This is a genomic window from Sphingobium sp. (genome assembly GCF_003248505.1).
Lineage (GTDB): Bacteria > Pseudomonadota > Alphaproteobacteria > Sphingomonadales > Sphingomonadaceae > Sphingobium.
In genome coordinates this window covers 1-13129 of the sequence record NZ_QFOA01000086.1, presented here as the reverse complement: position 1 = coordinate 13129, position 13129 = coordinate 1, and the positions used below count along the sequence as shown (strand labels likewise).

Annotated in this window: 11 protein-coding genes and 1 pseudogene; 7 read left to right on the top strand and 5 right to left on the bottom strand. The window is 60.6% G+C overall.

Annotated features, from left to right (window positions below):
- Positions 1-109: 109 nt before the first annotated feature.
- The 4 genes and pseudogenes from DI606_RS17610 to DI606_RS17595 form a co-directional block, all read left to right on the top strand.
- A pseudogene (locus DI606_RS17610) lies at positions 110-334 on the top strand (transposase); the annotation flags it as partial.
- 185 nt (positions 335-519) lie between these two features.
- On the top strand, positions 520-699 hold the full coding sequence (locus DI606_RS17605) for a hypothetical protein (RefSeq protein WP_293985213.1): 180 nt from the start codon (positions 520-522) through the stop codon (positions 697-699).
- A 496-nt stretch (positions 700-1195) separates the two neighbouring features.
- The gene (locus DI606_RS17600; protein ID WP_293985212.1) at positions 1196-4465 is read left to right on the top strand and encodes an error-prone DNA polymerase; all 3270 of its coding nucleotides are present in this window, start codon (positions 1196-1198) and stop codon (positions 4463-4465) included.
- Positions 4466-4606: 141 nt separating this feature from the next.
- Positions 4607-5041 (top strand): hypothetical protein, encoded by a 435-nt coding sequence (locus tag DI606_RS17595; RefSeq protein WP_293985211.1) that lies wholly within the window; start codon positions 4607-4609, stop codon positions 5039-5041.
- On the opposite strand, the gene DI606_RS17590 is transcribed toward DI606_RS17595, so the two are convergent.
- The 5 genes from DI606_RS17590 to DI606_RS17570 all read right to left on the bottom strand — a co-directional run bounded on the left by DI606_RS17590 (position 4981) and on the right by DI606_RS17570 (position 7507).
- Positions 4981-5334 (bottom strand): winged helix DNA-binding protein, encoded by a 354-nt coding sequence (locus DI606_RS17590; protein ID WP_293985210.1) that lies wholly within the window; start codon positions 5332-5334, stop codon positions 4981-4983. The genes DI606_RS17595 and DI606_RS17590 overlap by 61 nt on opposite strands.
- A gap of 117 nt (positions 5335-5451) precedes the next feature.
- Positions 5452-6015 (bottom strand): RadC family protein, encoded by a 564-nt coding sequence (locus DI606_RS17585; RefSeq protein WP_293985214.1) that lies wholly within the window; start codon positions 6013-6015, stop codon positions 5452-5454.
- 5 nt (positions 6016-6020) lie between these two features.
- Positions 6021-6449 carry a hypothetical protein gene (locus DI606_RS17580; RefSeq protein ID WP_157228522.1) on the bottom strand — a complete coding sequence of 143 codons (429 nt, stop codon included), beginning with the start codon at positions 6447-6449 and terminating at the stop codon, positions 6021-6023.
- Between the two features lie 65 nt (positions 6450-6514).
- Positions 6515-6865 carry a hypothetical protein gene (locus DI606_RS17575; RefSeq protein WP_017501651.1) on the bottom strand — a complete coding sequence of 117 codons (351 nt, stop codon included), beginning with the start codon at positions 6863-6865 and terminating at the stop codon, positions 6515-6517.
- A 63-nt stretch (positions 6866-6928) separates the two neighbouring features.
- Complete coding sequence (locus DI606_RS17570) at positions 6929-7507, bottom strand: response regulator transcription factor (RefSeq protein ID WP_293985209.1); 579 nt, start codon at positions 7505-7507, stop codon at positions 6929-6931.
- Between the two features lie 856 nt (positions 7508-8363).
- Between DI606_RS17570 and DI606_RS17565 the strand changes: the two genes are divergently transcribed.
- The 3 genes from DI606_RS17565 to DI606_RS17555 all read left to right on the top strand — a co-directional run bounded on the left by DI606_RS17565 (position 8364) and on the right by DI606_RS17555 (position 13081).
- Positions 8364-8744, top strand: coding sequence for a toprim domain-containing protein (locus DI606_RS17565; RefSeq protein ID WP_293985208.1), 381 nt, complete (start codon positions 8364-8366; stop codon positions 8742-8744).
- Positions 8745-8777: 33 nt separating this feature from the next.
- Positions 8778-10811, top strand: a complete 2034-nt coding sequence (locus tag DI606_RS17560; RefSeq protein WP_293985207.1) for a ParB/RepB/Spo0J family partition protein — start codon at positions 8778-8780, stop codon at positions 10809-10811.
- Positions 10812-10942: 131 nt separating this feature from the next.
- Positions 10943-13081, top strand: a complete 2139-nt coding sequence (locus DI606_RS17555) for a strawberry notch-like NTP hydrolase domain-containing protein (protein WP_293985206.1) — start codon at positions 10943-10945, stop codon at positions 13079-13081.
- Positions 13082-13129 lie beyond the last annotated feature (48 nt).

Genomic DNA, 13129 nt, shown 5'->3' with positions numbered 1-13129 from the left:
CTGCTCCCCTACAACTGGGTAGATAGTCGCGCCACCGCCAGCCCCGTCATCGATCAGGCCGCCTGAGCGCTCCCCTGTGGGAGTGTTTTAGCGCTTACAGATGGCTGCTCGCGGTGTATGGGCCAACATCAAGCCCATGCCAAACCGCAAGCGCCCTCCCGTATTCAGCGCCTTCCTCTATCGATACCGTAACCTCGTCGAGCGCTTCTTCAGCAAACTCAAACAATTCCGGGCCGTCGCAACCCGATACGACAAGCGAGATGATAACTTCCTCGCCTCAGTCCAACTCGCATCCATCCGTATCTGGTTGCGGTATAATGAGTCCGTGGCCTAAAGTGAACGACCGGCTTTGGTCGGCAGCCGACGCCGCATGAGCGTCAGCTATCCCCGTATACGGTTCCAAACCGGACGGCCGCCTAACGGCCAGGACCGGTCGTTCATTATCGTCTGCTGTTTATCGATAATGGTCGGCGAGTTTTGGTTTGCGCTACCTCCGATTGGAGATCATAGGCATTGGAGATGGACGACCAGGCCAAGGACATCATTGCCCGAGCCGTAGAGCGCGCGCCGCTTTGGCTGCGGAACGATTTCGTGTCGAAGGACGCGGGCGTGCGCCGCACGGCCGAGGAGACGATCACGAGCATGATCATCAACGCGCTTGTCGCTGGATCGGGTGAAGGGCCTTCGCCGCAAGAATGATCCGGCCCGCTACGGCGCAGGGCGTCGGTTTCAACTGACGATGATTCGTGCCAATTATGGCATCGGCTGCGGTCCGCGTTTTAAGGCGCTTAAAAGTTCAAAACGCAGAACGATCCTTCTTCACTATGGACATGATACGTCGCACCAATCGCTTGAAATAGCACTTAGTATTCCTATCTTTGCATTGTCGTTCTTTCCCCCTTTAGAGCGACACCTCCCTGAACCTGGCCCCGTCGTTGAGTTGTCTCCGGCGGGGTTTCTTTTGGCCGCTGGGGTCAGTTTGGCTGGACGCTTCATCAAGCAAGCAGCAAACCTTGTGAAATAAATAAAGGCCCTGCCAGCGGGGAGATGCTGGCAGGGCCGAAATTATATCGGACCGATTGCGGGGGGCAGAATTGCGATCCGATATCGACTTAACGACGCCAGACCAATCGAGTTCCTTGAAAGAGTCTCGGTCCCGCTTCCCGTCAGCGTTAAAAGAACATATAAGGAACAAATGCGTTCCGATAACCTGCGTTATGTCGAACTTCAATGCGTCTCCCATTTCACCTTTTTGCGGGGCGCCTCGAGCTGTGAGGAACTGTTCGCGCAGGCTGAAGCGTGTGGGCTGGAAGCTCTGGCGATCACCGACCGCAACAGCCTCGCAGGAATCGTTCGCGGCTATGAGGCCGCCAAGGTCACCAATGTTCGGCTGATCGTTGGTTGCCGGCTTGATCTCGCCGAGGGCGACAGTCTCCTCGTCTACCCGCTCGACAGAAATGGATATGCCCATCTCTGCCGACTGCTCAGCCGGGGCAAGAAGCGCGGCGGCAAAGGAAGATGCATCATCGGCTGGAACGATGTTGCCGATTATGCCGAAGGATTGTTGGCCGTCCTGCTCCCCGGTGAAGTCGAGGAAGCCGAGGGTGTGGTTGCGCGGTTCGCGGATATATTCGAAGGCCGTGCCTATCTCAGCCTGACCCTCCGGCGGAGACCGGGCGATCAGTTGCGCCTGCATAATCTCTCCAATCTCGCCGCGCGCCATCACGTGCCCACTGTGGTGACCGGCGATGTCCTCTATCATCATCCACACAGGCGGGTCTTGCAGGAGGTCATGACCTGCACCCGCCATCGCTGCACGATCGACGAGCTGGGCGCGCGGCGCGAGCTTTATGCCGATCGCTATCTCATGCCGGCCCACGAGATGCACCGTCTTTATGGCCGCTATCCTGAGGCACTGGCCCAAACCCTGGAGATAGCCCGGCGGTGTCAGTTCTCGTTGGATGAGCTGCGCTATCAATATCCGCAGGAAGCCGGTGTCTGCGGCATGTCGCCCCAGATGAGGCTTGAGCAGCTCACCTGGGAAGCTGCGGCTGCGCGTTATCCCGACGGGGTTCCGGACAAGGTCGAGGGACTGCTGTGCCATGAATTGGGGCTCATCGCCGAGCTTGAATATGCGCCCTATTTCCTGACGGTGAACGCGATCGTCCGCTTTGCCCGCAGCCGCGACATCCTTTGTCAGGGGCGCGGGTCAGCGGCAAACAGCGCGGTCTGCTTCGTGCTCGGTATCACGTCGATTGACCCGGAGCGCTCCGACCTCCTGTTCGAGCGGTTCATCAGCCAGGAGCGCAAGGAGCCGCCGGACATCGACGTCGATTTCGAGCATGAGCGGCGCGAGATCGTGATGCAGTGGGTTTTCGAAACCTATGGGCGCAACCATGCTGCCCTGTGCTCGACCGTCATTCGTTACAAGGCCAAGGGCGCGATCCGGGACGTCGGCAAGGCGCTGGGGCTTTCTGAAGATCTTATCAAGGCGCTCTCCAGCCAGATCTGGGGCTGGAGCGAGGAAGGCGTGCAGGAGCGCCATGTCGGTGAACTCGGCCTCAATCTCTCGGACCGGCGGCTAAGACTGGCGATCGACCTCGCGCGCGAACTCATAGGAACCCCGCGGCACTTGTCGCAGCATCCTGGAGGCTTCGTTCTCACGCATGATCGGCTCGATGAACTGGTGCCGATCGAGCCAGCAGCGATGCCCGACCGTCAGGTCATCGAATGGGACAAGGATGACATCGACAGCCTCAAATTCATGAAAGTCGATTGCCTGGCGCTGGGCATGCTGACCGCCATGAAGCGCGGGTTTAATTTCTTGGGCGAGCATAAGGGGATCGAGATGGACCTGGCATCCATCCCGCCTGAGGATCCGCGCACTTATGCCATGATCCGCGCCGCCGACACGCTTGGCGCTTTCCAGATCGAGAGCCGTGCCCAGATGGCGATGCTCCCCCACATCAAGCCGCGCACCTTTTACGATCTTGTGATCGAGGTCGCGATCGTGCGGCCTGGGCCGATCCAGGGCGACATGGTCCATCCCTATCTGCGCCGACGGGCTGGCAAGGAGCCGGTCGAATATCCCAAACCCGAACTTGAAAAGGTGCTGGGTAAGACGCTCGGCGTCCCGCTTTTTCAGGAACAGGCGATGCGGGTGGCGATCGAATGCGCGGGATTTACACCTTCGGAAGCCGACCAGCTCCGCCGTGCGATGGCGACCTTCAAGTTCACGGGCGGGGTTTCGAAGTTCAAGGAGAAGCTTGTGGGTGGCATGGTCGAACGAGGCTACACCGCCGACTTCGCTGAAAAGACCTTCGGTCAGCTGGAGGGCTTTGGCAGCTATGGCTTCCCCGAAAGTCACGCCGCCTCATTCGCATTGATTGCCTACGCCTCCTGCTGGCTCAAATGCTGGCATCCCGACATCTTTTGCGCGAGCCTTCTCAATTCACAGCCCATGGGCTTCTATGCGCCTGCCCAGATCGTGGCTGATGCCAGAGCCCATCATGTGGACGTACGGCCCGTCTGCATCAATGCGTCGCGCTGGGATTGCACCCTCGAACCGGCGGGAAATGATCGCTTCGCTGTGCGGCTTGGTATGCGCATGGTGGCGGGACTGAAGGAGGCCGACGCCGCCCGCATCGTGATGGCTCGCGCCGATGAGCCATTTTTCAGTATCGAAGAGCTTTGGCGGCGGGCGGGTGTCGGCGTGGGCGCGCTCAATCGGCTTGCCGAAGCCGATGCCTTTCGTACATCGCTGCGCCGCGGGCGCCGCGATGCCCTCTGGGCCATCAAGGCGCTCCGGAACGAACAATTGCCCCTCTTCGCGGCCGCCGACGCCCGGGAGAATGGTTTCGTCCATGAGATCGTCGAGCAGCCTGTGGCGCTCCGGCCCATGAGCGAGGGCAGGGAGGTGGTCGAAGATTATGGCCATGTAGGGCTAACCCTGCGGCAACATCCGGTCTCATTTCTCCGCGAGGAATTGTTGAGACAGAAGATGGTCCCGTGCAGCAATCTCGATAGCATGAAAGACGGTCGCTACATCTGGCTGGCCGGTCTGGTACTGGTGCGCCAGCGCCCCGGATCGGCCAAAGGCGTCATGTTCATCACGATCGAGGACGAAACGGGTATCGCCAATCTCATCGTCTGGCCGAGCATGTTCGAACAGAATCGCAGGATCGTGATGGGAGCCCGCATGATTGGCCTCTACGGTCAGGTGCAGCGGGAAGGCGAGGTGGTCCACGTCATCGTCAAGAAGCTGGTCGACCTGTCTGCGCTCCTGAGTTCCCTCAGCGAAAAGTCGACGCCATTTCCGATAAGCTATGGGCGTGGCGACGGCGCCAAGAATGGTGGTGGACCAGATCCGCGCGTCATGCCGCAACCTCGCGATATTCTGATTCCCGATCTGCATATCGGTACGGCGCGAGATCGGGCGCTGGTCAAAAGCCGCAATTTCAAATGATCAAGGCACGCGGCGAGCGCAGCGGGACATAAGGCGCCACAGCAGCTTGACCCGGCGGACGCAACAGGCCAATGGCACCAGCCGTCCCTACGAAAGTCCATGATGCACGTAGCTCCCTCGTCACCAGATTTGGGTGAGCGCTTGAAGGTAGCCTGGAATGATAGCGAAAAGCCAAAGCCTATCATCAGGCTGGTTCCTATCGGCGCCGATCCGGGCATGCAGCTCAAACGCATCGCGGAGGAATTGGCAATTCAGTTCATTCCCATCCGCTTGAGCCAGGTCGTCACGCCCGAGCAGCACGGCCTCTTCACGCACGAACGGCCGCGGTTGGTGGCAGTCTACGGGATCGATCGACTGACCCCAGGCGAACGAGAATCTTTTGCGCGACTGTTGGGCAAGGGGCCCAAGACCCTCATCGTGGTAATATGCCCAGTCGAGGCGGCGCAGGCCGAAAAAATCTGGGCCGCCTGGGCAGCTGTGCGCCGCTTGGAGGCTGTTCAGCTACGGCGCGTGGATCAATTGGCGAACCTGACCAGCGTGGAAACACCGGCACGGGCTGTCGACTCGACATTGTAGATTTCGGCAAGGCGATCCAGCAGGGACTCGATCAGGCCTTCGCCGTTCTTGGTCAGCGTAACCACTACGCCGCGACGATCGCGATGGGCCGTGTTTCGCCTGACGAGGCCAATTTCTTCCATCTCGGTGACTTTGCGGCAAGCCGTCGAGAACGGGACATTGGCAAAGCTGCACAGGGACCAGAGATAGACGATCCGTCTCTCTCGTTCGGCAATATAGAGTTCCATGAGCATGTCCCATATCGGGTTGGCACAGTGACGATAGCCCAAGGCATCGCCAAGTGCCTTGCGCATTGTCACCAGCTTCCGGCAGGTTTCCATACGAGCGAACGAGCGATGGGGCACAGCATATCTCCCTATGCTTGAACGGCGCGGCGTGAGGCTGAACCTGCCGTTCGCGCGCGATTTGGCTTACAAAAGTCCCTGTCTACGGAAGCTCAGGCTGCCCTCCTGGGCGATCAGGATATGGTCGTGGACGGCAACGTCGAGCGCCCTTGCAGCCTCGACCAGATTGCGGGTCATGGTTCTGTCGCTCCTGGATGGGACAAGGCGGCCCGACGGATGGTTATGGGCAACGATGATGGCGGTCGCACCGAGCTCCAGGCACCGCTTGAGGATCTCGCGCGGGTAGACGTGGACGGATGAAACCGAGCCGCTCCCTGCCAGTTCGTCGCGAAGAAGCGCATTGCCGGCATTGAGATACAGCACGCGAAACTGCTCGTTGGGTGCGAACGCCATCGTGCCGCGCAGATATTCGAGAACCGCTGGTTCGCTTGCAAGAACCGCCCTTTGTGGAAGGCGCCCTCGCAGGACGATGTGGATTGCAGCTCGGACTGACGCGAATAGACCTTCGACGTCACGGCCGCCGACGGCGTCGATACGGTCCGCCTCAGGTGCATTCAGCGCTTCGGGGAAAGATCCGAAACGATCGAGGAGGCGGTCTGATAATAGCTTCGCACGTTCGGGATCGCCCAGGCCAATCAGTTCCTCCAGGATCTGTCGGCACCCAGACGGTGCAGACGCCGCTGATGTCGCCTCGTCGCGACGATCAGAATGACCTGAGCCACCCAGCTCCAGATGGCCACGGCATCCATATAGGCTTTGGGCACCACATCCGGCACCATCACGCGCATCACATGAACCGCGACCTCGGCCATGAGCATGCCGGAAACCCAAGCTGGCCAAAATCGCGTGCTTTTGAAAGAAAGCCATAGAAACACACCCAGCATGGCCGCGTCGACGGCGAGCATTCCGACCTCCACGCTCTGGAATTGGAGTGTGACGGGATGCGAAAAAACAATGCTCGCTAGAACGCCCAGTGCAAGGGTTGCCGCCCCGATTTGTTCGGGCCGACCACCCCTTGCGACCCCATAAATTGAGCTCAGGACCAAAAGTCCGACGAACATCATCTGTCTGGTCATATCGACTTCGAAATGGAAATCTCATTCCCAGTCAAGTATTTGACGTTCGTCGTTCAGGCAGCGCGGAGCTGGTGAGCCACCGCCGGCTGCTGTCCCTCACCGCTTGCGACCTTGAAGACGTCGCCATAGGCCTGCTCACCAAGGCCAATGTCGTCGCTAACGCGTTTGAGCTGATTGTGGGTGGCAACGAGTTCCGCTCGCGTCTGTGCGAGCAGCATGATAGCCGATGCAGAAGACTGGAAGGCGTCCTGCCCGATCGCTGCTGCGAGGCGTCCTTCGAGACGCGCGAGAGGAAGGGCGGCATTGAGTTCGGCTATCCGGGCGGCCGCAAGATCGATGGCTTCTTCCGCCGCGTACAGCCGCTGCGCGATCGAGTGGGCGATGATTTGACGTTGTCTGGGCATGATGCCTCCTCCCGCATTCCACTGGAATGCATGGTTTCTCGAAAAGGTTGTCGAAAAATGCCCTTACGGACGGGCGAAACTGTCCATCACCGTAAGGAGCGACATGGCCGAGCCGGCAAGAAGGAGGGCCAAAGCGCCCAATGCCGCTGCGGTGATGATAGCTTTTGATTGGTTCAGGTCATTGCTCGGTCTCCTGCTTGAACGAAGCGGGAGCCAGCCGATGACGGAGATTGTGAGGCGTTCGAGGGAATAGCTCCCTTGTTCCTCGACAAGCTGCCCGTCACGCTCTGGCTCTCCGCTCGCTTCGTGATCAGCAGGGACAGGTGGTACGATTTTACTTTCCGAAGATATTCCGAACGTTTGGGGTGCTAAAAATTGGGTGTGGGCGACGAAGGTGTCGCTAGCGGTCTCGAAGGCCAGAACGATCTGGGCCGCGTCAAATCGATCCATATCGCCCAGGATATTACGGGCTTTTTCGATATGCTTGTCGACCGTTCCCGACTGGATGCCAAGCTTGGCGCCGATCCGTTTGGATTTAAGGCCGCGCGCCACATGCGCCATGCACTCGCGTTGGCGGTCGGTCAGCGACTCGACGGCTGCCCGATATTGCTCCAGTTCGGGAGGCGGATTGTTTCTAGTCACGGTGCGACCCGACCCTCTAAATGCGTCGGCGACCGCGGCTGATAGAGCCAGGCAAGGTGGCCGATCCGTTTCGATAAGCTATGAGTGTCATTAAACTGACACGCGAAATCAACGGTCTTATCTGGGATAGCATTTCGCGGTTGGCGAACGCCCGCTGCAAGGCAGGAGAGGAGAGGGTGAGAAGGAAGGCCTCACATGAGGTCATGTACCTTCTCTCCTGGGTGATCTCCATGCCTTGCTGCCAATTTCCGCGCACCTGTGGATCTGCATTCAGACCCGTCGTGACTGGGCGATGCACTCCGGTGACATTCTCGATCGGCATAGCCGCGATCGGCGTGAGGATCGATCCGTGAGCGCGTCAATGGCCGCCGCGGGCGAGCGGATCGTTCGACGGCTCGGCGGGACCTGGTCAAACGGGCGGGGCATGTGCCGATGTCCTGCCCATGAGGATCGAACGCCAAGCCTGTCAGTCAGGTGCGGTCGAACCTCGCTCCTTTTCAAATGCTTTGCCGGCTGCACGATTGGCGAAATTCTCGGTGCGCTCCGAAGCGTGAGGCTCGACGTGCCGAGAGGCGAGAACGGCAAATCCGATCAATGGCAGGCCGGCGGCGATACGACAGGATATGCCATGCGGCTCTGGGGCCAGGGACGATCCGTCAGCGGCACGCCGGCTGAGCGCTATCTGCGCAGCAGGTCTGTTTCACCGATATATGAGCTCATGCGCTACCATCCCGCGACCCCGTTGGGCCGAGGGAAAACGCTACGATATCTGCCTGCATTGCTCATAGCTGTCGGGGAACCACGCTGCCCGAACGCCATCCAGCGAAACTTCCTACAGCTCAATGGACGGCCAGCTTTGCTGACAAAGACCAAACGCTCGCTGGGCCCCTTGCGTGGAGATGCCGTCCAGCTTCTTGAGCCTGAGGATACCCTTGGCCTGGCGGAAGGGGTCGAAAATGCCCTTTCGGCAGCCTTACTGCTTGCCATCCCGGTCTGGGCGAGCCTTGGAGCCGAGCGGTTCCACAGGATCGATATCCCAACCCGCATCAAGCGCCTTGTCCTCCTCGCTGATAATGACCGCGCTGGCAGGAGGGCGGTGACCAGAGCCTTGGAGAGCTACGCGCTTACCGGACGAGACATCATCGTCCTCTGGCCCGCTGCGCCATTCAACGATTGGAACGAGGTGCTGCGGGCAGGAGGGAAGGCGGTGGTGGAGCGGGCGCGGTTAGCGGCCTGATGGTTGGGGCGCTCCGCCTGTTGGAGATACTCCATGAACAAGACACCTCCCGTCATCTTCGTTCCGGCATCCAAGCTTTCGATCGCTCCCACCAATGTGCGCAAGCGCAGTGACCCCGAAGCGGATGCGGAACTCAAGGCCAGCATTGCCGCCAAGGGCATCATTCAGAATCTGATCGGCATTCCAGTGGCTCGCAAGAAGGGTGAATATCATATCACTGCCGGCGGCCGACGACTGACCCAGATCCACGCGCTCATCGAGGACGGCGTCCTGGGGCCTGACTATCCTGTCGCCGTGATGGTGCTCGCCGACAAGAATGACGCGACCGAGGTCAGCCTCATTGAGAATTTCATCCGCCTCAACATGTCCCCTGCCGAGGAATGCCGGGCGTTTCAGGCGATCATCGATGGCGAGAAGAAGACACCTGCCGACGTCGCCAAGCATTTTGGCCTCACCGAACGCTTCGTTCTTGGGCGCCTAAGACTTGCCGGCCTGGCCGACAGCATTTTCGATGCGCTCGCGGCAGGGGAAATCACGCTTGATGTTGCCAAGGCCTACGCCAGCATTTCCGATACCGCGCGACAGGCAGCCGTTTTCCAAGAGATGGGCAGTGGCTATTATTCGACCAACCTCAGCGAAATTCGCCGGCGGCTCGTCTCTGGATTTTATCGCGGCAGCGATCCCAAAGCCCTACTGGTGGGGCGCGATGCCTATATCGCGGCAGGCGGCCACATCGACAGCGATCTCTTCTCCGATGCCGCCAATGAGAACTGGATCGACAGCGAGATCATCGATCGGCTCGCAGCCGAGCGAATGGAAGCGGCGGCCCAGGCTGTCCGCGCGCAGGATGGCTTTGGTGAGGTCCGCATCATCTGCGAAACGCGCATCCCCTATATGGAGACCATGGCGCTCGACGAACTGGAGGGTGAACCTGCCGAACTGACGCCCGAAGAAGAAGAGCGACAGCGCGCCATCGAGGTGGAACTGGAAGCCATCGCCGAAGAGGCCGACGAGGACGGCTATTCAGACGAGGAGATTAGCCGGATCGAGGCCCTCGAAGCGGAACATAGGGCGCTCAACGAAAAGCCGCCGTTCATCTCTGCCGAGCAGAAAGAAACGGCGCTCGCCTATCTGGTCATCGGCAGTGACGGCCAGCCCAGGCTCCACGAACGACTGTTCATCGTTCCCGAGCCCGAGCTTGAGGTCGAAGAAGCAGAAGCAGAGGCTGGCACCGACGAAATCACGTCCGAAGAGGCCGAGCAGGAGCTGGTCGAGGACGGCCCATCGATAGCGCCGATCAGCCAGAAACTGGCTGAGGAACTCGCGATCATGAAGACTGAAATCCTCCGGCTTCATGTGGCCAGCGATCCACATTTCGCCCTCGACCTCGGCACCTTCTTCATGGTCGATGTCGCCCTCGGGCGGAGCTATGGGCATCCGAGCGAACTACGCGCTGCTGCCCCTTATTCGCGCGTGCCGGGATTTGAAAGCGACACACAGGCTAGCGAAGCCTGGACAGAGCTCGATGCTGGCCTTGATCGTAGTTGGACAGAGGCCGGTAACATTGTCGAGCGTTATGACGCTTTCTGTGGCCTGGATGAAGGCGCGCGGGCAGCGTGGCTTGGATGGGCGATCGCCCGCACCCTCCATGCGGTCCCCGTCGGCGGTACCGGCGCTGATCTCATCGATCATCTGGGTCGCAAGCTCGAAATCGAAGAGCATGTCTGGTGGCGACCGACGGCGCGCCGCTATTTCGATCGGGTGAGCAAGGGCAGGATATTGGCTCATTTTGGGGAGGTTGGCGGCCTTGAGCTTTCCAATCGCTACGCGGCGTCCAAGAAGCACGACCTAGCAGCATCGGCCGAGAAACTCTTCTCCGGGCAATTGATCGTAGAGGCGGAGGTCAAGGAACGGGCGCTGAGCTGGCTACCGGACGAGATGCGTTTCGGTCGGGCGGCACATCCCGATTGCGAGGGCAGCGAACAGGATGATGACGGGGGCCCCGACGAGCCCGCCGACGACGCAGTTTCCGAAGATGCGGGCGACGGCCTTCCGGAAGCAGCCTGAACCCCACACCTGCCGGCGCTGCGTTTCGCGGCGCCGGCTTTTCGCTTTCCTGACACCCTTCCACCGGGAGGGAGGAGGGAGTGGGCGTGCTGCCGAGCAGAGGCAGTGTCCCCACCAACAGGAGTTTCCCGATGACCCGTTCGCTTCTCGCCGCTCTTGAAAGCGGTTCAGACCCGCTCGCCCAGAAGATCTGGACTATCGCTGCAGTCGCCCAGTCGCTTGCCGACCTCATTCGCGCCGGCCAGCCTGTCAGCCGTCAACGGCTCTCACGGCTGATGACAGTGCATTTCGGAACCGATGACAGTTCAGGCGCCTGGTCGCTTCGCGACGCGTATGACGCTCTTGAGCTGGCGCAGGTCACGGCATTTCTCCAGGGGGATACCGGCAGCGACGGTGACGTCCAGCCTGATCGTGCGCTCCTGGCGATCACTGCGCTTGCGGAGCGATTGCCGACACAAAGCTATCGATCCGAACGCCAGATCGACATGCAGCAATTCTCGACGCCTGCGCCGCTTGCCTTTCTCGCTTCGGTGGCCGCCGCCATCACGCGACATGATGTGGTCTTGGAACCCTCCGCCGGGACCGGAATGCTGGCGGGCTTTGCAAAGGCAGCCGGCGCACGCCTGGTGCTGAATGAACGTGACCCGCTTCGGACAGGTCTGCTCGCCCAGGCATTCGGTACCGAGGTCACCCGGCACGACGCCGAACATATTGACGATCTGCTCGACCAGGCAGAGCGCCCAAGCCTTGTCCTCATAAATCCGCCCTTTTCCCGAAGCGAGGCGCGGGGCAAAGATCGCCACGCAGGCGCGCGCCATCTCCGTTCGGCTCTCGCCCGCCTGGTACCGGGCGGACGCTGTGTCGCGATCATGTCGCCAGCTTTCGCACATGATGGCAGCGCGGCGAGCGGCTATGAAGCGGTCGCGGCCCTCGTGCCGCCCCGGGTCGAGATCACGATACAGGGGCGCCCATTTGCGAAACATGGCACCAGCATTTCGGTCCGCCTCCTGGTCTATGACAAAGGATGGGAAGGAACGCCGCACCGGATCACAGTGAACGGCGTTGACGCGCTGCTTCCGCATATCCTTTCTTTGCCGCCCCGGCTCGGCGGAGAAGTTCCGCCCGAACCGACCCAACCGGCAGGTCGTCGTCCATCGATTGGCGATTCGACACGCAATGCGCGCCCGGTCATTCGATCGCTGCTGGCGGGCAGACAAGGCGCTATCGTACCGCTTCCCAAGCCCCGACCGATTGTGGCCATTGATGGGACCGTCGAACCGCTTGCTTACGCTCTTCGAGACACGCCGCTACCCGCCGCCGAACAGATCGGCATCTACATTCCCTGGCGGCTCTCCCGTATGGAAATCGCTGGGGCCAAGGCGCATCCAGATCAACTGGTTGAGTCGATCGCCATGTCCTCGATCCTGCCGCCTGAGCCGACTTATGTGCCGGTGCTACCGCGCTGCGCCGTCGCCGCCATGTCGGACGCACAGCTCGAGACCCTCATTTACGCCGGGCAGGCCTTCGAACGCGACCTGCCCGGACTCTACGCCCCTAATGAAGCCGGCACGCTATTGTCCCCTGACGCGAATGGCGAACCTTATCGCATGGGCTTCTTCATCGGCGACGGCACGGGCGTCGGAAAAGGCCAGCAGGTAGCGGCCTGCATCATGGACCAGTGGAGCCGCGAGCAACGCAAGGCCGTCTGGATTTCCAAGAGCGCCGCGCTGATCGAGGATGCCAGAAGAGACTGGGCGGCGCTTGGTGGATCCCCGCTCGACATCCAGCCGCTCGACGCGTTTCCTGTCGGCACGCCGATCGGCATGACCAGCGGCATTCTGTTCCTGACCTACGCCACTCTCCGTTCGCAACGGCATGACGAAGCCTCTCGGCTTGCCCAGATACTTGCCTGGCTTGAATCCGATTTCGAAGGGGTCATCTGCTTTGATGAGGCCCATGAGATGGCCAATGCCGCCGGCACCGAGAGCCAGTTCGGCAAGCAGAAAGGCTCGGAACAGGGGCTGGCGGGGGTCCGGCTGCAAAATCTGCAGCCCCGCGCCCGTATCCTCTATGTTTCGGCGACCGGCGCGACCGATCCTGCCAACCTCTGCTATGCGATCCGTCTCGGCCTTTGGGGCCCTGGAACCTCCTTTGCGGATCGCGCCGAATTCATGGCTGGGATCGAGAAGGGCGGCATCGCCGCCATGGAAATCGTCGCCGTGCGCCGTGGTGGCGCGATTGAAAGGAGTGATGACATGTCATCTGGATAGCTGGAAGAATCCATGCGCCCCCGACTCACCGGTGCCGACGATGAATCG

What these genes read in the sequence shown, in the direction of transcription:
- DI606_RS17605 (WP_293985213.1), top strand. Translation starts at nt 520, where the DNA reads ATGGACGACCAGGCCAAGGACATCATTGCCCGAGCCGTAGAGCGCGCG.
- DI606_RS17600 (WP_293985212.1), top strand. Translation starts at nt 1,196, where the DNA reads ATGCGTTCCGATAACCTGCGTTATGTCGAACTTCAATGCGTCTCCCAT.
- DI606_RS17590 (WP_293985210.1), bottom strand. Translation starts at nt 5,334, where the DNA reads ATGCGCAAGGCACTTGGCGATGCCTTGGGCTATCGTCACTGTGCCAAC.
- DI606_RS17580 (WP_157228522.1), bottom strand. Translation starts at nt 6,449, where the DNA reads ATGATGTTCGTCGGACTTTTGGTCCTGAGCTCAATTTATGGGGTCGCA.
- DI606_RS17575 (WP_017501651.1), bottom strand. Translation starts at nt 6,865, where the DNA reads ATGCCCAGACAACGTCAAATCATCGCCCACTCGATCGCGCAGCGGCTG.
- DI606_RS17560 (WP_293985207.1), top strand. Translation starts at nt 8,778, where the DNA reads ATGAACAAGACACCTCCCGTCATCTTCGTTCCGGCATCCAAGCTTTCG.
- DI606_RS17555 (WP_293985206.1), top strand. Translation starts at nt 10,943, where the DNA reads ATGACCCGTTCGCTTCTCGCCGCTCTTGAAAGCGGTTCAGACCCGCTC.